This is a genomic window from Amycolatopsis ultiminotia, from assembly GCF_039536925.1.
In the GTDB taxonomy this organism is placed as follows: Bacteria; Actinomycetota; Actinomycetes; order Mycobacteriales; family Pseudonocardiaceae; genus Amycolatopsis; species Amycolatopsis ultiminotia.
This window is the reverse complement of the sequence record NZ_BAAAZN010000001.1, coordinates 629,814-649,912: the sequence shown is the minus strand read 5'-3', so window position 1 is coordinate 649,912 and position 20,099 is coordinate 629,814. Positions and strand designations below refer to the sequence as shown.

The 20,099-nt window shown below is 70.9% G+C and carries 18 protein-coding genes; 13 read left to right on the top strand and 5 right to left on the bottom strand.

Translation table 11 applies throughout. From position 1 onward, the window contains the following. The first annotated feature begins 10 nt into the window (after positions 1-10). Together ABD793_RS02985 and ABD793_RS02980 are read left to right on the top strand one after the other, a co-directional pair. Positions 11-1,018 (top strand): pentapeptide repeat-containing protein, encoded by a 1,008-nt coding sequence (locus ABD793_RS02985; RefSeq protein ID WP_344854977.1) that lies wholly within the window; start codon positions 11-13, stop codon positions 1,016-1,018. Next, complete coding sequence (locus ABD793_RS02980; RefSeq protein ID WP_344854975.1) at positions 1,015-4,080, top strand: glycosyltransferase; 3,066 nt, start codon at positions 1,015-1,017, stop codon at positions 4,078-4,080. Before ABD793_RS02985 ends, ABD793_RS02980 begins: the two co-directional genes overlap by 4 nt. Here the strand turns inward: ABD793_RS02980 and ABD793_RS02975 are convergent. After that, a complete protein-coding gene (locus ABD793_RS02975; RefSeq protein ID WP_344854973.1) occupies positions 4,051-6,096 on the bottom strand; it encodes an NB-ARC domain-containing protein in 2,046 nt (681 codons plus the stop codon). The two genes, ABD793_RS02980 and ABD793_RS02975, sit on opposite strands and share 30 nt — an antisense overlap. Positions 6,097-6,241: 145 nt before the next feature. Next, positions 6,242-6,649: a MerR family transcriptional regulator gene (locus ABD793_RS02970; protein WP_344854971.1), complete on the bottom strand. Its 408-nt coding sequence runs from the start codon at positions 6,647-6,649 to the stop codon at positions 6,242-6,244. A gap of 55 nt (positions 6,650-6,704) precedes the next feature. Here ABD793_RS02970 and ABD793_RS02965 point away from each other — a divergent pair, with 55 nt between their 5' ends. Then, the gene (locus ABD793_RS02965) at positions 6,705-7,859 is read left to right on the top strand and encodes a serine hydrolase domain-containing protein (RefSeq protein ID WP_344854969.1); all 1,155 of its coding nucleotides are present in this window, start codon (positions 6,705-6,707) and stop codon (positions 7,857-7,859) included. A 159-nt stretch (positions 7,860-8,018) separates the two neighbouring features. Here ABD793_RS02965 and ABD793_RS02960 read toward each other — a convergent pair whose 3' ends face one another. The 3 genes from ABD793_RS02960 to ABD793_RS02950 are packed head-to-tail and all read right to left on the bottom strand — an operon-like array spanning position 8,019 to position 11,132. Next, positions 8,019-8,984, bottom strand: a complete 966-nt coding sequence (locus ABD793_RS02960; RefSeq protein WP_344854967.1) for a LysR family transcriptional regulator — start codon at positions 8,982-8,984, stop codon at positions 8,019-8,021. Between the two features lie 7 nt (positions 8,985-8,991). Next, entirely contained in the window at positions 8,992-10,518 is a 1,527-nt protein-coding gene (locus ABD793_RS02955; RefSeq protein ID WP_344854965.1) for an MFS transporter, read from the bottom strand. Continuing rightward, on the bottom strand, positions 10,515-11,132 hold the full coding sequence (locus ABD793_RS02950; protein ID WP_344855762.1) for a flavodoxin family protein: 618 nt from the start codon (positions 11,130-11,132) through the stop codon (positions 10,515-10,517). Before ABD793_RS02950 ends, ABD793_RS02955 begins: the two co-directional genes overlap by 4 nt. A 207-nt stretch (positions 11,133-11,339) precedes the next feature. On the opposite strand from ABD793_RS02950, the gene ABD793_RS02945 reads away from it, so the two are divergent. From ABD793_RS02945 to ABD793_RS02900, 10 genes are read left to right on the top strand one after another with little or no spacing between them, the layout of a single operon-like run. After that, on the top strand, positions 11,340-12,158 hold the full coding sequence (locus tag ABD793_RS02945; RefSeq protein ID WP_344854963.1) for a 2-amino-3,7-dideoxy-D-threo-hept-6-ulosonate synthase: 819 nt from the start codon (positions 11,340-11,342) through the stop codon (positions 12,156-12,158). Then, positions 12,155-13,255, top strand: coding sequence for a 3-dehydroquinate synthase II family protein (locus ABD793_RS02940; RefSeq protein WP_344854961.1), 1,101 nt, complete (start codon positions 12,155-12,157; stop codon positions 13,253-13,255). Before ABD793_RS02945 ends, ABD793_RS02940 begins: the two co-directional genes overlap by 4 nt. Continuing rightward, positions 13,255-14,649 (top strand): class I adenylate-forming enzyme family protein, encoded by a 1,395-nt coding sequence (locus ABD793_RS02935; RefSeq protein WP_344854959.1) that lies wholly within the window; start codon positions 13,255-13,257, stop codon positions 14,647-14,649. The genes ABD793_RS02940 and ABD793_RS02935 overlap by 1 nt, the downstream gene beginning before the upstream one ends. 18 nt (positions 14,650-14,667) lie before the next feature. Continuing rightward, a complete protein-coding gene (locus tag ABD793_RS02930; RefSeq protein WP_344854957.1) occupies positions 14,668-14,943 on the top strand; it encodes an acyl carrier protein in 276 nt (91 codons plus the stop codon). Beyond that, a complete protein-coding gene (locus tag ABD793_RS02925; RefSeq protein WP_344854955.1) occupies positions 14,940-15,203 on the top strand; it encodes a phosphopantetheine-binding protein in 264 nt (87 codons plus the stop codon). Before ABD793_RS02930 ends, ABD793_RS02925 begins: the two co-directional genes overlap by 4 nt. Beyond that, the gene (locus ABD793_RS02920) at positions 15,193-16,347 is read left to right on the top strand and encodes a beta-ketoacyl-[acyl-carrier-protein] synthase family protein (RefSeq protein ID WP_344854953.1); all 1,155 of its coding nucleotides are present in this window, start codon (positions 15,193-15,195) and stop codon (positions 16,345-16,347) included. The genes ABD793_RS02925 and ABD793_RS02920 overlap by 11 nt, the downstream gene beginning before the upstream one ends. Then, positions 16,344-17,015 carry a beta-ketoacyl synthase N-terminal-like domain-containing protein gene (locus ABD793_RS02915; RefSeq protein ID WP_344854951.1) on the top strand — a complete coding sequence of 224 codons (672 nt, stop codon included), beginning with the start codon at positions 16,344-16,346 and terminating at the stop codon, positions 17,013-17,015. The genes ABD793_RS02920 and ABD793_RS02915 overlap by 4 nt, the downstream gene beginning before the upstream one ends. Beyond that, on the top strand, positions 17,012-18,697 hold the full coding sequence (locus ABD793_RS02910; protein ID WP_344854949.1) for a class I adenylate-forming enzyme family protein: 1,686 nt from the start codon (positions 17,012-17,014) through the stop codon (positions 18,695-18,697). The genes ABD793_RS02915 and ABD793_RS02910 overlap by 4 nt, the downstream gene beginning before the upstream one ends. Then, positions 18,694-19,188, top strand: a complete 495-nt coding sequence (locus tag ABD793_RS02905) for a DUF6125 family protein (RefSeq protein WP_344854947.1) — start codon at positions 18,694-18,696, stop codon at positions 19,186-19,188. The genes ABD793_RS02910 and ABD793_RS02905 overlap by 4 nt, the downstream gene beginning before the upstream one ends. Before the next feature lie 2 nt (positions 19,189-19,190). Further along, positions 19,191-20,090 carry an NAD-dependent epimerase/dehydratase family protein gene (locus tag ABD793_RS02900; RefSeq protein WP_344854945.1) on the top strand — a complete coding sequence of 300 codons (900 nt, stop codon included), beginning with the start codon at positions 19,191-19,193 and terminating at the stop codon, positions 20,088-20,090. Positions 20,091-20,099: the final 9 nt, after the last annotated feature.

Sequence of the window (20,099 nt, the reverse complement as noted above, 5' to 3'; positions counted from 1 at the left end):
AAATGGCCACATGACGTCTGATAAGTGGGGCGCGCTGGCCACCGGTGTCCTGATGGCCGTGGTACTGGGTGCAGTCGTGTGGTTCGTGGGCGTGCCGGTGTCGGAGTGGGCGGTCGGGCCGCCGGGCGAGGGCTTGACCCGGGTGGAGTGGCTGACCGCGGTGAACAACGCTCGCTCGACGCTGCTCACCGGGCTGACCGTCGTCGGCGGCATCGTCGGCGCGGGCTTCGGCGCCCGCCGGTACTTCCTCGACCGCGACAAGCAGCGGCTGGAGGAGGACAAGCACCTGATCGACCGGTTCGACGCCGCATGGGGCAGGCTGGCCTCGGAGGATCCGCTCATCCGCGCGAACGCGCTGCGGACGCTGTTCCGGCTGATGACCGATTCCGAACGCGATCGCCGACCGGTACTGCGCTCGGTGTGCGACCTCCTGCGGCAGCGAACCTCGCATCCGGACGACGGGCAGCGGGCCGAAGCGGACGTCATCGCAGCGGTGGACGTACTGCGCGAACGGCCTCGCCGGGAGGACGCCGATCCGCTGGATCTGACCGGTGTCCACCTGCCAGGCGCCGACCTCCGCGAAGCCGTGCTCCGCGGTGCGCACTTCGGTGCGGAGTCGATCCTGGCTTCCGCGAAGTTGTCCGGTTCGGATCTGCGGGACGCCGTGCTCACCGCGACCGATCTCACCGGCGCCGACCTGGATGCGGCGCGGCTCGCCGGAGCCACGCTGGACACTGCGAAGCTCACCTCCGCGGTCATGACGAACATCTCCGCGGCGGGCGCGAGCTTCTTCGACGCCACACTGCGCGACGCCGACCTCTCCGGGGCCGACCTGCGCGGCGCGAACCTCCGGCGCGCGGTGTTGCGGGGCGCGAAACTCGACCGGGCCGATCTGACGGATGCGGACCTCACCGATGCCGACTTCACCGGCGCCGACCTCGGCACCGCACTCGGCCTGACCCGCCAGGCACTGGCGAACGCGGTGACCACCGCGGCCACTACGCTGCCGAAGGCGTGACCCGCCGGCCGACCATCGCGGTCGCCATCCACGATGGGTTCTACGGTTGCGGCACCGGCGCCGGCTACGCGAACTACGGTTTCCTCGAAACGCTGGTATCGCTGGTGCCGGAAGAAGTGCGTCTGGTCGTTCTGCCGCTGTTGCTCGACCAGCACAGTCCGGAGCACCACCCGGACTGGCACCGCCGCGCGAGTGCGGTGCTCCGGCGCGCGGAGATCCTGCCGGTCGACAACGGGACGGGCGGTCGTGATCGCTGGGGCGGCCTGCCGCATTTCGAACGGCTGGTGACCAGCACAGCCGAACAGCTGCACGGACTTCGCGCATCGTCAGAACCGTTGCTGGTGCTCGCGTTCGACGCACCGTTCCTGGGGCTCGGGAACACACTGCCCTCCGCCGTGCTCCGCGACCTGGTGCTCATTCCCCGCTCGAGCGCGCTGATCCACGCGCCGCTGGATCGGCCCCGCGTCGCATGGGAACGCACCGGCCTGCTCGCCGCAGTCGCCGGCGGAGCACGGATCGGCGCCATTTCCGGCTTCATGGCCGACCACCTCCACGAGGCCTACGGAATTCCCCGCGAAACGATGCTGTCCTTGCCGGACGGCCTCACACCGGCCGACTGGTCACGACTCGACTCCCCCGTTCTCGCCCCGGTGGACTCCGGCACCGCGGAACCGGAGTTCGTCTTCGCCATGGGCCGCGCCGAACCGTACAAGGGATTCGACGACCTCCTCGACGCCTGGCAGATCCTGCTCCGCACCGAGCACGCACTGCCGCATCTGGTGGTCGCCGCCACCAGCGAAAGCAGCGCACCGACGCGGTATCAGGAAACCCTGCTGCACAAGGCACGCGCCCTCGGCCCGGCGGTTCGCCTGCTCACCCGGTTCACCCCCGGGGTCACCGATCTCCTGCGGCAGCGCCGGCTCGTCGCGACGGTCGTGCCATCGCACGCGGAGCCGTTCGGCCGCGTGCCGATGGAGGCCTTCGCGGCAGGCGCCGGACCCGTGATCACCACCACCAGCCAGGGCCTGGCCGGCCAGGTGATCGAGGAGAAGATCGGGTTCACCAGCCGTGCCGGGTCACCGCGATCGCTGGCCGCGGCCATCCGCCGGGCCCTCGGCCTGCGCCGCGACCAGCGGTTCGCCCTGCGGCACCGGGCACGGCAGCTGGCCCTGCGGAACTACGACCACACCGCCGCGATCCGCACCTTCCTCTCCGGCACGGCTCCGTGGCTCCCGCTCCCGAACCCGGACGATCGGTTACGGTGGCTGGGCACCACCGCGCCCAGCCTCAGCCAAGGGAGTCCCGTGCCCTCCGTGCCCCCGGTCAAGGTCCCGATCGGCCTGCAGGCACCGCACTGGACGACCATCCACCCCGAACGCCGGGTCCTGGTGGTCGCCCACCACGTCACCGCCCTGCTCCGGCTTCTCGACGTACTGCCGGTCTTCGACTCCGACACCCGGATCCAGCTCGTCTTCAGCTGGAACGGCTCCGACCCGTTCTCCCACGGTCTGCACCAGTACCTCGACCACCTCGGTGTGATCGTCATCCCGTGGTCGCAGGCGATCGACACCGACTTCGATCTGGTGATCGCCGCCAATCACGGCGGGCTCACCGAAATCACCGCACCTCTCGTCATTCTTCCGCACGGCGTGGGATACACTAAACAATCACCCGGAAACCGGAAACCGGAAACCGGAAACCGGAAACCGGAAACCGGAAACCGGAAACCGGAAACCGGAAACCGGAAACCGGAAACCGGAAACCGGACCGTGTTCGGGTTGTCGCCGGAATGGCTGCTCTACGACGGCAGGCCGATCGCGTCCTCGCTGGTGCTGGCGCACGACACCGAACTCGAGCGGCTGGAAGCGCTCACCCCGGCGGCAGCGGGCACGGCGGTCGTCGCAGGCGATCCCGCCTACGACCGGATGGTGCGCAGCAAGCACCTGCGCGAGCAGTACCGCGAAGCACTCGGCGTGGCCCCCGACCAGACGCTGGTGACCATCTCCACCACCTGGTGGCAACGTTCCCTCATGGGCAGCTGGCCGTCGCTGTTCCGGGAGGTCCTCGGCTGCCTCGATCGTGACCGGTACCGGGTCGCCGCGCTGGTGCATCCCAATATCTGGCACGGACACGGGCCGTGGCAAGTGCACACGTGGCTCGCGGACTGCGTGCGGGCGGGCATGCTCCTGCCCGCGCCGGTGGAAGGCTGGCAGGCCACGCTGCTGGCGTCCGACCTGGTGATCGGGGATCACGGTGCCACCACGGCCTACGGCGCATGCCTCGACGTCCCCGTGCTGCTGGCCGCTTTCCCGGATGGCGATGTCGCGCCCGGCTCGGTCGGCGAAGTCCTCGGCGCGAGAGCACCCCGGCTCAACCGGCAGGAACCACTGCGCGCACAGATCGAACGAGCACTCGAGCGCTACCGGCCGGGAGCGCTGGACGCGGTCGCCGCACTGGTGACCTCGTGCCCGGGTGAATCCGCCGGCCGGCTGAGGACGCTCTTCTACCGTCATATGCGGCTGGCCGAGCCCGCCGGCGGTCCGATCGTCCCGGTCGTCCCGATGGACGCGGTGGCCGCGCTGGAGCCGCCCGGTCATCGCAGCGACCTCGTACTGTGCCGACGGCTCGCGGACACCGGCGGCTACGACGTCCGCCGGTTCCCTGCCGACGTCGCCGTCGACCGATCCGACGCGGCCGAGTTCGCCGGTTCGATCCTCGTCGTCCACGAGGACCATCCGGACGAAAACCTGCGCCGGCGCGCCGCGGTGGTGCTGTCTCGATCGGCGGCAGACGGCGACGGCCTCGCCGAGGTACTGCGGCGGCACCCGCAAGCCACCCTCGCCGCAGCGGAGCACCGGCCGGGCAGCCTCGTGGCCACCCGGTCCGGTCACCTGCTCGAAGTGACGATCGCCGAAGCCGCAGTCGCCGCGGCCGTGGTCTTCGAACGCCTGCTGGAACGAGGTGACCTGCTCCCCTTGCCGGGCGAGGTCACGGTCACCTTGGGCGGAGCCGTTCTCCGGGTCCGGCTCAGCTCAGCCGGCCGCGCGGAGCCGGGCACGTAGGGCCGCACCACGCCGGTCCGCCAGCAGCTCGTACAGTTCCGCGGCCCGGACGAGCAACCGGTCCCCCTCCTCCGTGGCATCGCGCTCGTTGAGCAGCGTCCCCAGCAGTTCGCGGGTGCCGGCCTCGAAATCGAGGATCCCCAGCTGCTCCTCCAGCACGAGCGCAGCGCGCAGCAGGGACTCGGCCCGCTCCCGCTGCCCGGGATCCGCCGTGAGCAGCACTTCGCCGAGATTGGCCACCGACTTCGCGTAGTTGCCCCGTTCGCCGTCCCGCTCGAAGTGGGCCACGGCTCGTTCGCCGGCCGCGATGGCCTCGGCCGTGCGGCCGAGGCCGGCCAGGATCGGCGCGCTGTTCATGTCGAGCAGGCGTTCCTCGCGCACTCGCAGCCCGCCCGGGAACCGCGGGTCCGCCACCAACGCGGCGGATCGTTCCATCGCGGTGATCGCCGCATCGAGCCGGCCGAGGCGGCGGTGGACCAGTCCTTTCCAGACGAACATCTTCGCCAGGGTCGCCAGTGCGGCGGGATCGTCACCGAGCTCCCCGGCCAGCTGCGCTGCCTGCTCGAACTGCTCGGTGGCTTCCTCGTGCGCGTGCGCGGCGAACAGGGCGGTGCCGAGTTCGGCGTGCATCTTCAGCAGTGGCCGCGCATCGCCGGTGTCCCGCCGGACAGTGGCCGCGGCAGCGAGACCGGTGGTGTACACCGTGATGGCGTCCGCGTGATACCCACGGTGGAACAGGAACGTCACCAGTGCTTCGGCCAGCTGCCAGACCAGCTCGGCGAGGCCCGCTTCCGAGGCCATCGTGACGATCCGGCCGAGATTCGCCCGCTCCGTCTCCAGCTCGGCCATCGCCCGCGCGTACGCCCCGTCGCCCTCGTGAGCGGGACTGACCGCGCCGCCGAACAACGGCCCGAACCGCAGTCGCCCGGAGAGCACCAGATCACGCGCGACCGCGAACTCCAGGTACGCCTCGGCCAGCCGCCGCCGCGCGTTCCGGGCGTCCGCCGCATGCTCGTGCTCGTGGACAAGGCCCTGTGCGTGCCGCTGGATGATGGAGTGGATGTCGTACCGGTCCCGGGCCGCCGTCGCGGTCTCCCGGTCCGGCTCGGCCGGTTCGCTGATCAGGGTCGCGCGCACCAGCGACCGCAGCGCAGCGGGGACCGCGTCGCGTTCATCCTCGTCCACCAGCGCCGCCGCTGCCCACCTCGGGAACTGACGTCCGGGGTGCAACCCCAGCCTGCGGTACAGCTTCTGGTCGAGCGCACCCAACGAGGTGTACGACGTCTCGTACACGAACTCGAGCTTCCGTTCCTCGTCCACCACGAACTCGGCCAGCAGGCTCTCCGCGGACCGGAGCCTGCCGAGCAGATCGGCAGGCCGCTCCTGCCGCCGGGCCCGCAGCTGCGCCCGGACGATGGTCAACGCGAGCGGGAGGTTCCCGCACAGTTCGGCGATCGCCGCCAGGTCCGCACCGGCCTCTGCCACCACTGCCGGCGCCAAACCCGCGCTGAGCAGCTCGACGCCGAAATCCGTCGTCAGGACCTCGATCGGGACCACCGTGAACCCGGCGAGCTCGAAGGCCTCCAGCCGGCGGCGGCTCGTCGCGAGCACGACACTCCCCGGTGACGAAGGCAGCAGCTCCTCCAGGGATTCGGCCGAGTCCACGTCGTCGAGGACCAGAAGGACGTCCCGGCCCGCGGTCTGCGCCCGGTACACCGCCAGCTTGCCCTCCCTCGACGGCGGCACTGCCTGCACGCCGAGCCGGAGCAGGAACAGCTCGAGAACCTCCTCGACCGTGCGGACCTCCGCCGACGCTCCCATCGAGGCATCCAGGACCAGGTCGAACGAAGGCGCAAGCTGCTGCACACACCACAGCATCAGTGCGGTCTTGCCCACTCCCGCGATGCCCTGGAAAACGAACACGCCGTGGTCACCGGCCGAACGCACCGACTCCACGTCGGCCAGCACACCCGCCCGCTCCTGCTCCCGATCGACAAACCCCCGCGGCACGGACATCAACACGTCAGCCTCCGGCTACCCGGCACGAAACCACCCCTCGGTCGTGACCCCGCTCTCCCGCCTCACCCTACCCAGCAACGCCAGGCCCGGCCCGGCGCCGGCGGTCCGCCGAGCACCCCGGTTCCGGGCGGCCGCCTGGCCTTCACGGCGACCGCCGATCCGCTCCTCGGTTCGTGGCCGGCCCGTTCGCGCGCTGTTGCAGTTCGGTGAGGTAACCGGCTACCGCGTCTCGGTTGCGGGTCAGGATGCCGATCCGGCCGGTCAGACGGTCGCGCTCGCATTCGAGTGCGGTGACCGTTTCCGTCGTGACGCCTTCGAAGACGATCGGGTCGCGCGGGGATTCCAGACACGGCAGGACCGCGCGGATCACCTGTGTCGAAAGGCCGGCGTCCAGCAGTTCCCGGATCTGCTGGACACGGCCCAACGCGGTTCCGTCGTAGTCGCGGTAATTGTTGCGCAGGCGGGTCGAGGTGATCAGGCCCTTCGCTTCGTAGAAGCGCACCTGCCGCGTCGAGACGCCCGCTCGGGCGGCCAGTTCTCCGATCCGCACCGCACCACCGTACCGCTTGACCTTGACACCTGTGTCAAGGTTCGAGACTGGGCAGATGACCGAACCGAACGGAACCGTCCACCCCTCCTTCGAACCCGTCCGGGACGCCGTGGCCGAAGAACTGCGCCAGGGCACGGAAGTGGGCCTGTCACTGGTCGTCGACGTCGACGGTGCGCAGGTGGTGGACCTGTGGGGCGGGCATCGCGACGCGGCGCGCACCCTGCCCTGGCAGCGCGACACGATCACCAACGTGTGGTCGATCACGAAGACCGTGACCAGTCTGGCCGCGCTGCTGCTCGTCGACGCAGGCGAACTCGACGTGCACGCGCCGGTCGCCCGCTACTGGCCCGAGTTCTCCGCACAGGGCAAGGAAAACGTCGAAGTACGGCAGCTGCTCTCGCACACCTCGGGCGTGTCCGGCCTGGCCCATCCGGCGCGGCTCGAGGACCTCTACGACGTGCGCGCGGCCGCCGACCGGATGGCCGCGCAACCGCCGTGGTGGCGGCCCGGTTCGGCGTCCGGTTACCACGTGCTGAACTACGGCCACCTGGTCGGGGAACTGGTCCACCGGATCACCGGCCGGTCGCTGGGCGAGTTCGTGCACCGGCAGATCGTCGCCCCGCTCGGCGCCGATTTCCAGTTCGGGCTGCGGGCCGGCGACCTCGGCCGGGTTGCCGACGTCGTCACGCCGGCAGCCGCCTTCGATCCCTCGGTGCTCGAGCACGACAGCGTCGCGTACAAAACGTTCACCGGCCCCTCCTTCGGCGCGGACGCCGCCAACACCCCGGCCTGGCGCGCAGCCGAACTGGGTGCGGCCAACGGACACGGGAACGCGCTGTCGATCGCGGAAATCCTCGCCCCGATCGCCCGTTCGGGCGCCTCCTCGCACGGACGCCTCCTCCGGCCCGCCACGATCGAGCGGATCTTCGACGAGCAGTCCGACGGCACCGACCTCGTCAACGGACTGCATCTGCGCTGGGGTATCGGATACGCACTGCCCGACCCGCGCACGGTCGGCTGGATCCCGGAAGGCCGCATCGCGTTCTGGGGCGGATGGGGCGGCTCGATGGCGATCATGGATCTGGACCGGCACGTCACGATTTCCTATGTCATGAACAACATGGGCCCCGACATCCTCGGCTCGCCACGAGCCGCGGCCTACACCACCGCCGTCTACCGGGCCCTCGGTGTGCTCCGCGCAGTCTCCTGATCACCGCGGCGAACTGGGCGCGGGACTGAGCAGGTTGTCCCCGGAATGCGGTGCACGTCGCACCTGCTCCGGTGCGCAGGGCCCGGCTGTTTCCGTCGCCGGGCCCGCCGCCGGGGGAATCCGTTCCCCCCTGTTGCGTCGACGTGCGTCCGGAATCGGTCACCGCCTGGCCACCGGTTCGGTCGCCGGACGCCTCCGTTGCGGTACCGCGATTTCGTCCCGGCCGAAGTCCTCGCAGCCGGCCGGCCGCTCCGGATCGAGCGCGTCGGCGACCCCGGCCACCGGGGATGTCGCGGGCCAGACCACCGTGGTCCGCGACCACAGCGGCTCGCCCGCCAGCCGCACCAGCCGCACGTCCATTCCCCGCGCCGTGCTCCGGTGCGGCACGGTCACCGCGTGGCTGGAGGCGACGATCGCCTCCGCGGTCGCCCGGTCCGCGCCGAAGTGCCGGAACCGCGGCGAAAAACCGGCTCGCTCGCAGGCAAGACGCAGGCTCAGCCGCAGTCCGGAGGCCACGTCCGGTGGCGCGACCCAGTCCTCGTCGGCGAGATCGGCCAGTTCGATCGTGTCCCGGTCGGCGAACCGGTGCGCGGCACCGACGCCGATCACCATCGGCTCCACGCCCAGCACCCGGCCCTCGAACCCGGCCCGGTTGGCCGAGGGCACATCCGGATAGTCGGTGAGCACCGCGATGTCGAGTTTCCCGTCGCCGAGCATCTCCACGATCGTCGCGGGGGCCGCCTCGATGTAGGTGATCTGCTCACGATCGGGCAGCAACCGGCGCACCGCGGTGGCGATCACCGGTACCCACGGGTTGTCCACGCCGCCGAGCCGCAGCTCCGATTTCTCCGGCCCGTCCGGCACGAGGAGCTTCGCGGTGGACATCAGCTCGGCGAAGCCGCGGACCAGTTCCTCGGCCCGCAGAATCACGTGCCTGCCCAGTTCGGTGGGCGCGACCCCGTCGCGATTGCGTTCGAACAAGGGCGCACCGAATCCGCGTTCGATGCGGCGCAGCTGGGCGGTCAGCCCCGGCTGGGCGACCTTGAGCCGGGACGCCGCGCGGCTGATGGCGCCTGCCTCGGCGACCGCGAGGACGATCCGCAGATGGTGCAGTCCGAGATCCACCTCTACCTCACTGACGAGACTGACGGGTCGGGAAAGCGATCAGGACGAGCACGACGCCGGCCACCGTGAGCAGCGCGGTCCACCCCGCGGCGACCGCCATGGCGTGCAGGTAGGCGTCGTCGGCCGCGGCGGCCAGGTCCGGACGGCCGAGTGCCGTTGCGGCCGATCTGGCTCCTGCGATGGATTGCGCGAAGCGATCCCGCTGCTGCGGCGCCAGACCGGGAACCGCGGAAACGCCGTGCCGGTAAGCACCGGCCAGTATCGAGCCGAGCACGGCCACGCCCAGCGTGCTGCCCAGCGGCCGGGTCACCGAGTTGACCGCGGCACCCGCCCCGAGCATCGGCCCCGGCAGTGCCGCCATCATCTGTTCGGTCAGCGCCGGCAGCAGCACGCCGATGCCCAGTCCCTGTACCAGCAGCATCAGTACGAACCAGGTCAGGTTCGTCGTCGCGTCGAACAGCAGATACGCCGCGTAGCTCGCCCCGGTTCCGGCCAACGCGACCGCGACCGTCCGGCGGGCACCGAAGCGGCGGACCAGGAACGGGGACAGCTGGTTGCCGGGGATGATCCCGGCCGCCGCGGCCAGCATCACCGCACCGGCGGCCACCGTGGACAATCCGCGCACGCCCTGCAGGTAGAAGGCGCAGTAGTACAACTGGCCGGACAAACACAGGAATGCCAGCAGCAGTACCGAACTGCCGCCGGCGAACCCGGCGACCGCGAACAGCCGCACGTCGAGGCTGGGTTTCGCGGAGAACCGTTGCTGCAGCACGAAAACGAGGAGGAGCAGCACCCCGGCCGACAACGTTGTCAGCACCTCGGCGCGGCCCCACCCTGCGTTCGAGCCGCCCTCGACGAGGCCGTACACGATCGCGGCCAGCCCGGTCCCGGACAGCACCAGGCCGAGTGGGTCGAACGCGCGCTGTCGGTGACCTGCCCGCCGCGGCACGAGAAGCACGGCGCCGATCAGGCAGGCCACCGCGACGGGCAGGTTGACCAGGAAGACCGAACCCCACCAGAACCGGGCCAGCAGGACACCTCCCAGCACCGGGCCCAGCGCGACGGCGATGCCGCCGGACGACGCCCATACGGCGATCGCGCGCGACCGGCCGGCCGGGGTGCTGCACCGGACGACCACGGCCAGGGTCGCCGGCGTGACCAGTGCGCCGCCGACGCCCATGAAGCACCGCGCCGCAACGAGTTCGGAGGCGGTACCGGAGAAGGCGGCGACCGTGGACGACACCGCCAGCACGAGCAGCCCGCAGAGCAGCGCCGGCCGTGCGCCGATCCGGTCGGTCAGCGCCCCGCCGAACAACACGACCGCGGCGAACACCAGGGAGTACGAGCTCACCGCCCAGGTCAGCTCGGCGGCGCTCGCACCGAGGCCACGGACCGGATCGGCCAGTGTCTCGACCGCGATGTTGACGATCGTGTTGTCCAGCAGGACCAGCATCTGCGCGGCCACCGCGACGGCCACCGCCGAGCGCGGCCGGGCGGCGACGGTGGCGGACGGGCCCGGCCGCGTGGTCGTCACCGCGTGAGCTCTTCCCGCACCGCGAGTGCCTGTCGGCCCGCCACCACCACACGCGCGTGTTCGCCCACCCGCCGTCCCAGATGCTGCGCGGTGGCCAGATCCGCCTGGTGCACGGCCGCCGGTCCTTCATCCACATTGGACTGTGCGGCCGCACCGGCGAAGAACCCGAGCCGGTTGACGTCGAATTCGCTGCCGGAGGACTTGTTCCAGCCCGCGGGCAAACCGAGGTTGATCCAGGTCATTCCGTGTTGTGCGGCCAGTGTCGCGAAATAGCCGAGGGTGCCGGACTTGTCCCCGGCTTTGGCTCCGGAGTTCGTGAAACCGGCGGCGAGCTTGTCCTGCCAACGGCGGACGAACTGCCGTCTGCTGCTGGCTTCGGCGAATGTGTGGAATGCGGCCGACGCGGTGCCCATGTAGGTTGGCGCGCCGAAGACTATTGCGGTGGATTCGTCCAGATTCCGCCACTGCGCCACGGTCATCTCGTCCACCCGTACTTCGCGGACCTCGACGTCCGGCACGGTTTCCGCGCCGGTCACGACCGCGGCGGCGAGTGCGGCGGTGTGTCCGCGACCGCCGTGGTAGGCGACCACGAGCGTGGCAGGCGGCGACTGCATCGGCACTGGCGGACCCCCGGGGGAAAACGATTCGGCTCAGGACGTTCGCCCAAGTTAGCCCGGAAAAATCAAGAAAATCTCAGAGCACCGGCATAACCACCGAGTTATCGGTGACTGCGAATGGTCGGCCGGCACCGCGGTGCGCCACCCTGGGAACGAGACCGCAAGTTCCCTGTGGTGCAACTGGAGCGGAAATGTGCAGCTCAGATGAGTAATGTGGGAAAGGCGTTCCGGCTGCGCCGGCTTTCCCGGCCCGAGGACGGCCGGTACCTGTTCATCCCGCTGGACCACAGCGTCTCCGACGGTCCGGTGGTACCGCAGCACCGGTGGGACGATCTGGTCGCCGGTGTGGTCCGCGGCGGGGCCGACGCCGTGGTCGTGCACAAGGGCCGGGCACGGGCGCTGAACCCCGCGCTGCTGCGGCAATGCGCGGTGATCGTCCACCTGAGCGCGGGTACTTCGCTCGCCGCGGACGCACATGCCAAGGTACTGGTCGGCGACGTCGCGGATGCCGTGCGGCTCGGTGCGGACGCGGTCAGCGTGCACGTGAACGTCGGCTCGGACACCGAACCGCAGCAACTGGGCGACCTCGGCGTGGTGGCGGGTTCCTGCGAAGCGTGGAACATGCCGCTGCTGGTCATGATCTACCCGCGCGGACCGCGGATCACCGATCCGCACGATCCCGCGCTGCTCGCGCACACCGTCAACATCGCTGCCGATCTGGGCGCCGATCTGATCAAGACATCGGTCACGCTCGCGCCGGAGGACATGGCCGAGGTGGTGGACAGCTGCCCCGTCCCGGTGCTGGCCGCGGGCGGACCGCCGGACGGCACCGACCTCACCGGCTACGGCGCGGCACTGATGGCCGCCGGCTGCCGCGGTCTCGCGGTCGGCCGCCGGGTCTTTTCCGCACCCGAGCCCGCCAAGACCGTTTCCCTGCTCTCGCAGGTGGTCCATCCGCCCGCGCTCGCCGGCGGAACCCCGAATCCCGCCCCCTATCCGACCCTCCGGAGTGGTGCCGCGTGAAATTCGCCTGGATCGATGTCCGGAGCACTCCCGCCGACCAGCGCGCGGCGGTGGTCGACGCGGCAATCCACAGCAGGCTGGCCGGGGTGCTCTCCGACGACGCAGACGTGCTCGCCGCACTGCCGCCGACCATCGCCGGGGTGTTCGTACCGGGAGAGCAGGCCACGGCCGAACGTGTGCCCGAGCAGATCACCGTCACCGCGATCACCGACCGGGCCGGGCTGGACCGGCTGCCACCGGACGAGGACGGCACCACTGCCGGATGGGTGGACGTGCGTGACGACCGGACGCTCCAGCTGGCGTGTGCCGCCGCGGTCGCGCTGCCTTACACGGTGGTGCGGTTCGCCGATCCGACCAAGATCCCGCTGGAGATCGTGCTCGCCGCCGCCGACCGGTCCCAGGGCAGGCTGGTGACCGTCTGCGCCGATCTGGAGGAAGCCGGGATCGTGCTGGACGTGCTCGAACGCGGTTCCGAGGGCGTGCTGCTCGCCCCCGGCTCCGCGACCGAGGTGTTCGCGCTCGCCCGGCTGCTGGCGGCCGGATCACCCGCGCTGGAGCTGACCACGCTGACCGTGGACGGGATCGAGCACCTCGGCCTCGGCGACCGCGTCTGCGTCGACACGTGCTCGCACTTCGCAGCGGACGAGGGCATCCTCGTCGGTTCCTATTCGAACGGTTTCCTCTTGTGCTGCAGCGAAACCCACCCGCTGCCGTATATGCCGACCCGGCCGTTCCGGGTCAACGCGGGTGCACTGCACTCCTACGTGCTCGGCCCGGACAACCACACCAGCTACCTCAGTGAACTGCGTTCCGGCGGCACGGTGCTCGCGGTGAACGCCGAGGGTGCCACGCGCCGCGTCATCGTCGGGCGGGCGAAGCTGGAGTCGCGGCCGCTGCTGATCATCACCGCGCACGCCGGGGACGGCACGGTCGTCAGCCTGACCGTGCAGGACGACTGGCACGTGCGGGTGCTCGGTCCCGGCGGCAAGGTCCGCAACGTCACGGAACTCCGGCTCGGCGACGAGCTGCTCGGCTACCTGGCCACCGACCAGCGGCACGTCGGCATCCCCATCGGCGAGTTCTGCAAGGAGACCTGATGGCCACGACACTGATGGGCGAACTGGTCGACGACCTGTTCGCCGGACATCCCGGCGACCTGCCGTACCTGGTGCATGCCCGGGATTCGGTGTCCCGAGCCGCACTCGACGCCGCCTCCGCCGACGAAGCCGCGGTGTTCCGCGCCTGTGACATCGGCGAGGGATCGACCGTGCTGCTGCAGATCCCGCCCAGCTGCACGCAAGTGGAGGCGCTGCTCGCGCTGTGGCGGCTCGGTGCCCAGGTGCTGCTGGTCGACCACCGGCTCACCGCAACGGAGGTCGACACGCTGCGCCGGCTGTGCCGTCCGCAGTTCATGGTGCGCGGGGGCACCGCGGGCAGATCGGTCCTCGGCTTCCGGGAACGCTACGAGCTGATCACCACCCGGTACCCCGGCGGTGAGCCGGCAGGCAGTGCGCACCGGCTCGTCCAGTTCAGCTCCGGATCGACCGGCGTGCCCAAGGTGATCGGCCGGACCCCGGAGTCGATTGCCGCGGAACTGCGCCGGTTCGCCGCGATCCCCGGCATGTCGGTGCGGGGCGAACGCGTGCTGCTGCTCAGTTCCACCGCACACAGCTTCGGCCTGATCGCCGGACTGCTGCACTCGCTGGCGGCAGGGGTGACCCTAGTGTTCACACCGCGCGTGTCGGCTCGTGACATCCTTTCCGCCGCAGCGGAAAACCAGGTCGCCGCGTTGTTCGGCACGCCGTTCCATTACGAGCTCGTGGCCACCGCCGGTACCGCACCACCGCTGCCTGCGCTGCGCGTGGCGGTGTCCGGCGGCGAACTGATGGCTCCGGAGGTCTCCGACGCGTTCCGGGAGCGGTTCGGGGTCGGGATCGGCGAGTCGTACGGCACGACCGAGACGGGCGTGATCGCAATGGACACGGCGCCGACGCACCGCCCGTCGGTGGGTCCGCCCGCGCCCGGGGTCGAAGTGCGCATCGCCGGCGGCGAACTGGAGGTGCACCTGCCCGACGGTTCGCCGTACCTGCACGGTTCCGGCGACGACCGGTACGCCGGAGGCTGGCTGCGCACCCGCGACCGGGCCGAAATCGCCGCCGACGGCACGGTGACACTGCTCGGCCGTGGCGATTCCCTCGTGGTCGTCGGCGGGCTCAAGGTCGATCTCCTCGAAGTGGAGGACGTGCTGCGCGCGCATCCCGGGATCACCGAGGCGGTCGTCGTGCACACCGGCACGATCGAGGCGTACGTGGCGGTTTCCCCCGGCGGACCGTCCACAGTGGAAATTCTGCGGTGGTGCCGGGACCGGCTGGCCGCATTCAAGCTCCCCAAACTGGCGCACGTGCTCCCGGCACTGCCCCGCACCGCCAACGGCAAGCTCGTCCGGCACGCCGCCGCGCTGCGCGCGGCCGAACCGGCACCGACGCGCTGACCTGCAACGAAAGGCCCGATGATGCCCGTCAACCTGGAAACCGAGATCCGCGAGTTCGTGTTGAGCACCCTCGGCAAGGACATGAACCATCCGGTGCCCGCCGAGTCGATCACCGACGACAGCCCGATGGGGGCGGGCGGGATCGACCTGGACTCGCTGAGCCTGATCGAGCTGACCATCCGGCTCGAACAGCGTTTCGGCGTCGAATTCCCGGAAACCAGCATCGAACCGTTCGGCGCGATGACGTTGCGGGAACTGGTGGCCGACCTGGTCGAGCGAGGGGCCGCCGGATGAGGCCGGAGGTCACCACGGGTGCGGTCCGGGCACTGCTGCAGGATGCGAAGCTGCAGCCGCACGTCCCGGCCGAGCTGACCGACGACACCGAACTCACGCTCGACTCGCTCAGCCTCGTCTGGCTGCTGCACCTGGTCGAACAGCACCACGGGTTGATCGTCACGCCGTCCGACGAAGTTCTCGGCGAATGCACGTCCGTGCGGAGCATCACCGAATGGCTGCGCGGAGTGCAGGCGGATGCGGGCAGCAATGAACCGTGAAGTGGTGGTCACCGGATTCGCGGTACGCACCGGGTTCGGCGAAGGTGCCGAGGCAACTCGCCACGGGGTGTTCGGCGGCCGTTCGGCGCTCGCCCCGGTCACCCGGTTCGACACCGCGCCGTTCCGGGCATCGGTCGCCGCCACCGACGGAACCCCGGGACCGGGCTCGCTGCGCGACGCGCTGAGCAAGTGCGCCGGTGACGCGGTGGCCGCCGCCGGTCATCCGGCCGGCGAGGACACCGCCGTGCTGGTCGGCACCGCGGGAGATTTCACCGGAGTCACCGGATTCTGGCGGCGCGCCGAGCACACCTCCGGCAGCACAGCCGGTGACACGGTGGCGGCCCGGCAGGCCGATCTGGTCGCCGAGCACGTCGGCGCGCGCGGTCCGCGGCTGGCCTTCACCAACGCGTGCGTCGCCTCGGCGGTGGCGATCATCCACGCGTGCCGGCTCATCGCCACCGGACGGCTCGACTCCGCCGTGTGCGCGGGCGGCTATCTGGTGGAGGAGGAGAACTTCGCGAAGTTCGACTCCGGCATGGCGTTCTCGCGTGACGGCGTAGTGCGTCCGTTCAGCGCCGGTCGCAGCGGGCTGCTGCTCGGCGACGGCGCGGCCGCGATCGTGCTGGAAGCAGGCGACACCGCACGGCGCCGGGGTGCCCGGCCGCTCGCCGCCGTGATCGGCTGGGGCATGGCCGCCGATGCGCACCACGTCGCCCGGCCACATCCGCAGGCCCGCGGCCTTGCCTCCGCGGCAGGCCAGGCGCTGCGCCGGGCCGGTGATCCCGACGGCCGGTGGGTCGACTACGTCAACGCGCACGGCACGGCGACGAAAACCAACGACCCGGCCGAGACCGCCGGACTGCGCACGGTCTTCGGCAGCCGCGCGGACGCGGTACCGGTCAGCTCCACCAAAGGCGCGACCGGGCACCTGCTCGAGGCGGCCGGTGCGGTCGAGTTCGTGATCACGATGATGGCGATGCTCGACGGCGTGCTGCCGCCCACCGCGGGCTACACCGCCCCGGATCCGGACTGCGACCTCGACGTCGTGCCCAACCAGCCGCGCCGCGCGGACGTGTGGCGGGCGCTGACCGTGAACGCGGCCTTCGGCGGCGCCAACACCGCTCTGCTGCTGGAGCGCCGATGACCGGACCCGGAACCCGCCTGCGCGTACTCGCTTCGGCACTCGCCACCCCGCACGACACCGCCGATGCACCCGTGCTGACCGGCTTCATCGAGTCGGAGTTCAACCCGCTCGTGCATCGCGCGGCGTGGCAGTGCCTGACCGGCCGGGCCCTCGACGGTGCCCGCACCGCGGTGGTGCTGGCCAGTCTGTTCGGCGACACGACCACCGCCGACCTCGCCAGCAGGCAGCTGGTCGCGGGCCGGGTGCACAACGCGATCCTGTTCATGCAGGCCACCGCGAACGCGATCCTCGGCCACATCAGCACGCAGTTCGCCTTGACCGGGCCGCTGCTCGCACTGTCCACACCGGACCCGGTGGAAGAACTCGTGGCCACCGCCGAACTACTGCTCGACGACGGCGAGATCGACCACGTGCTGCTCGTCGGCGCCGAACTGGCCGCGGGCGAGCGCACGATCGCCGCCAGCGCCGAACTGGGCGTCACGCCACCGGCCGAGGACCTGGCCGTCGCACACCTGGTCACCCGGGACTCCGGGCAGCCGGAGACCGGGCCCCCGCACACCGAAGTCCCGGCAACCGCTTCCGGCGAAGGACTGCGTCGTCTGCTCGATCCGGCCGAGGTCAACGGCCGAGCCCATCCCGCCCGCCCATTCCCAGGAGCACACCGATGATCACCAAAGAGGAACGCGCCCGGATACTGGCCGACCAGGAACTCGGCGCGGGCAGCGTGCTGCACCGGATCAAGGAGTACGGCTACCCGACCGACGAGCCGGTGCTGTGGACCGACCGGACCTGGCTGTCCCCGGACGGACAGCGGCCGGCCGTGCTGACTCTCGGCGAGCTGCACGAGGTCGCCGCGAGCTACGCCGGCTGGTTCCACGCGCGAGGAGTCCGGCCCCGCGATCCGGTCGCGATCCAGACGTTCTCCAGCACCGAGTTCGCCGTCAACTTCCTCGCGCTGACGTCGCTGGGCGCCATCCCGTCGTTCGTCAACGGCAACCTGCGGCCGGAGATCGCGCGGGAGTACGTGCGCCGCCAGGGCGCCGTCGGTGCGGTGGCCGACACCGCGCACCACCGCGACCTCGCCCGTGACCCGGACGAGCTGGGGCTGCGGTTCTGCGTGACCGCAGCGGACATCGCCGCGGACGGACCGCAGCCGGTGCCCGAGGGCTACCCCTACCGCCACCACGCCACCGATCCGATCATCATCTCGCACTCTTCGGGTACCACCGGGATGCCGAAAGCGGTGCCGCACACTCACGAAACCCTGCTGTACGCCCAGTTGTACCGGCTGCGGCTGTCCGTCGGCGCGGCCATGGAACGGCTGCTGGTCGCGTTGCCCGGATCGCACAACGCCGCCATCTCGGTACTGCTGTTCGGGCTCCTGCTCCGCGCCCCGGTCCGGCTGTTGTCCAGCCAGCGTGGTGCCGACGTGCTCGACGCGATCGAGGAATTCCGGCCCAGTACCGTGTTCGCCTTCGCGGGCACCTACGGTGAGATGGCCACGAGCGACCTGAGCGGGCGCGAGATGTCCAGCATCGAAGCCTGGTACAACACCGGTGACGCGGCACACGAGGCACACGTGCGTGCCCTCATCGCCCAGGGCAGCCACCTGACCGTCGGCAAGGACCTGCAACGCAGGCGGGTACCCGGTTCCGTCTTCACCGACGGGCTCGGTTCGTCCGAGACCGGCTACTCGCTGTTCCACAACGGACACCGGCCGGGCAGCGAAGCCTACGGCCGGTGCATCGGGAAACCGATCAGTTTCGCCGAAGCGGCCGTGTTGTCCGAGGACGGCGTTGCCCTTGCGGCGGGCGAGGTCGGCAGGCTCGGCGTGCGCTCCCCCACGCTGACCCCCGGCTACTGGAACGATTCGCTGACCTTCCACCGGTTGCGGCTGGGCGGGTACTGGCTCACCGGCGATCTGTCCTATCGCGACGACGAGGGCAACTTCTACCACCTGGACCGGGCTCCGGACGCGATCCGCACCGCGGCCGGTTTCGTGTTCAGCACCCGCACCGAGGAACTGCTGCTGCGGGAACTGTCCGAACTGGACGATTGCACCGTGGTCGCGGTCGCGCCGGACGGCGTCGACGCCGGCTGGGACGGCGACGGGCAGGCCGAGGCGTACGTGCTGCTCCAGGTCGCCGGCGAAACGGGCGACGACGAGACCTGGACCCGGCGGGTGAACGATGTGCTCACCGCCCACGACCTCCCGGTGCTGGCGAGGGCGTTGCGGCTCAACGCCGCGGATGTCGTCAAGGGCGCCACCGGAAAGGTGCTCAAACGGGAGATGCGCAAGCGCTTCCGGCACGGGGCCGCGGCCGGCGAGCTGCGCGGTGAGGCCCGATGACCCCGGCCGACGCCATGCAGGTGTACCGGCAGTGGTGGCTGCACGACGCCCGCTGGTACCAGGGCGTGGCGAAGCGGTTCGGCCACGAGGTGGCGAACGAGATCAACGCCGAGGCCCTGCGATTCGTCGCCACCCACGTCGGCAAGCAGGTCGCCCGCAGGCACGGCGGTGCCCCGGTGTCCGGGATCGAGCAGCTGCGGGACTGCTACGACGAGTGCGCGGGCCGGATGTTCCCGCACGAACTGCGCGACGGCGGGGTGCAGGTGCTCGACGACGACCTCGTCGAGCTGACCATGCGGCAGAACTTCGCGGTCACCATGGTCCGGATGGCCGGTTCCCTCGACGGCTACGAGTGCCCGTGCACCGACATCCACGCCGGCTGGTCGGCCGGACTGGGCGTGGCACTGGTGGAGAACCGGGCGACCGGCTGCCTGCGCCACGGCGACCGGGCCTGCCGGTTGCTGATGCGCGTCGGCGAAACGGAGGACTGACGATGCGCGTCGCACTCGCCGGCGCCACCGGCGTCCTCGGCCGGGCACTCGTGCCGGTGCTGCGCGCCGCGGGCCATCACGTGACCGCACTGGTCCGCGATCCCGGCGCGGCAGCGGAGACCGGGGCCGACGACGTGCTGACCGCCGACGCGCTGGATCCGCGCGCGGTGCAGGCCGCCGTCCGGTCGGCCCGCCCGGAGGTCGTCGTCCACCAGCTTTCCGCGCTGCGCGGCACGGACTCCTTCGAGGCGACCGCCCGGCTGCGCACCGAGGGCACGGCAAACCTGATCGCAGCGGCCACCGAGGCCGGCGTCCGGCGGCTGGTCGCGCAGAGCATCGCCTTCGCCCACGAGCCGGTCGGCGAGTGGGTCGTCGACGAGAGCGCGCCGCTGTATGTGGATGCGCCGGACCCTGGCTGGGCAACGACCGTCCGGGCTGTCGCAGATCTGGAACAGCAGGTGCTCGGCACGGCAGGCATCGCCCTGCGCTACGGCACCCTGTACGGACCGGGCACCCGGTACGCCCCGGACAGCCCGTTCTCCGCGGCCTTGGCACGCGGGCGTTACCCGATCGCCGACGAGGGCCGCGGGGTCACGTCGTTCCTGCACGTTTCGGACGCGGCGCAGGCGACCCTCGCCGCCGTCGAATCCACCGTGACCGGGGTCTTCCACATCACCGACGACGACCCGGTACCCGCCGCGACCTGGCTGCCCGAATTCGCCGAACTGGCGGGCGGACCGCCCCCGCGAACCCTCCCCGCGAACATGCTGCGGCGCATGCTGGGCTGGACGGCCGTGCACCAGATGACCGCTCAGCGCGGCGCCACCAACGCACGAGCCCGCACCGTGCTGGGCTGGAAACCGGCACACCCCAGCCGACACCCGGAGTGGACGAAGCGCTGACGGCACTTC

Bases quoted from the DNA above. Each gene is read 5' to 3' on its own strand.
- ABD793_RS02985 (WP_344854977.1), top strand. From the start codon at position 11: ATGACGTCTGATAAGTGGGGCGCGCTGGCCACCGGTGTCCTGATGGCC.
- ABD793_RS02965 (WP_344854969.1), top strand. From the start codon at position 6,705: ATGACCGAACCGAACGGAACCGTCCACCCCTCCTTCGAACCCGTCCGG.
- ABD793_RS02950 (WP_344855762.1), bottom strand. From the start codon at position 11,132: ATGCAGTCGCCGCCTGCCACGCTCGTGGTCGCCTACCACGGCGGTCGC.
- ABD793_RS02935 (WP_344854959.1), top strand. From the start codon at position 13,255: ATGGCCACGACACTGATGGGCGAACTGGTCGACGACCTGTTCGCCGGA.
- ABD793_RS02915 (WP_344854951.1), top strand. From the start codon at position 16,344: ATGACCGGACCCGGAACCCGCCTGCGCGTACTCGCTTCGGCACTCGCC.
- ABD793_RS02920 (WP_344854953.1), top strand. From the start codon at position 15,193: ATGAACCGTGAAGTGGTGGTCACCGGATTCGCGGTACGCACCGGGTTC.
- ABD793_RS02930 (WP_344854957.1), top strand. From the start codon at position 14,668: ATGATGCCCGTCAACCTGGAAACCGAGATCCGCGAGTTCGTGTTGAGC.
- ABD793_RS02945 (WP_344854963.1), top strand. From the start codon at position 11,340: ATGAGTAATGTGGGAAAGGCGTTCCGGCTGCGCCGGCTTTCCCGGCCC.
- ABD793_RS02925 (WP_344854955.1), top strand. From the start codon at position 14,940: ATGAGGCCGGAGGTCACCACGGGTGCGGTCCGGGCACTGCTGCAGGAT.
- ABD793_RS02910 (WP_344854949.1), top strand. From the start codon at position 17,012: ATGATCACCAAAGAGGAACGCGCCCGGATACTGGCCGACCAGGAACTC.
- ABD793_RS02900 (WP_344854945.1), top strand. From the start codon at position 19,191: ATGCGCGTCGCACTCGCCGGCGCCACCGGCGTCCTCGGCCGGGCACTC.
- ABD793_RS02905 (WP_344854947.1), top strand. From the start codon at position 18,694: ATGACCCCGGCCGACGCCATGCAGGTGTACCGGCAGTGGTGGCTGCAC.
- ABD793_RS02975 (WP_344854973.1), bottom strand. From the start codon at position 6,096: ATGTCCGTGCCGCGGGGGTTTGTCGATCGGGAGCAGGAGCGGGCGGGT.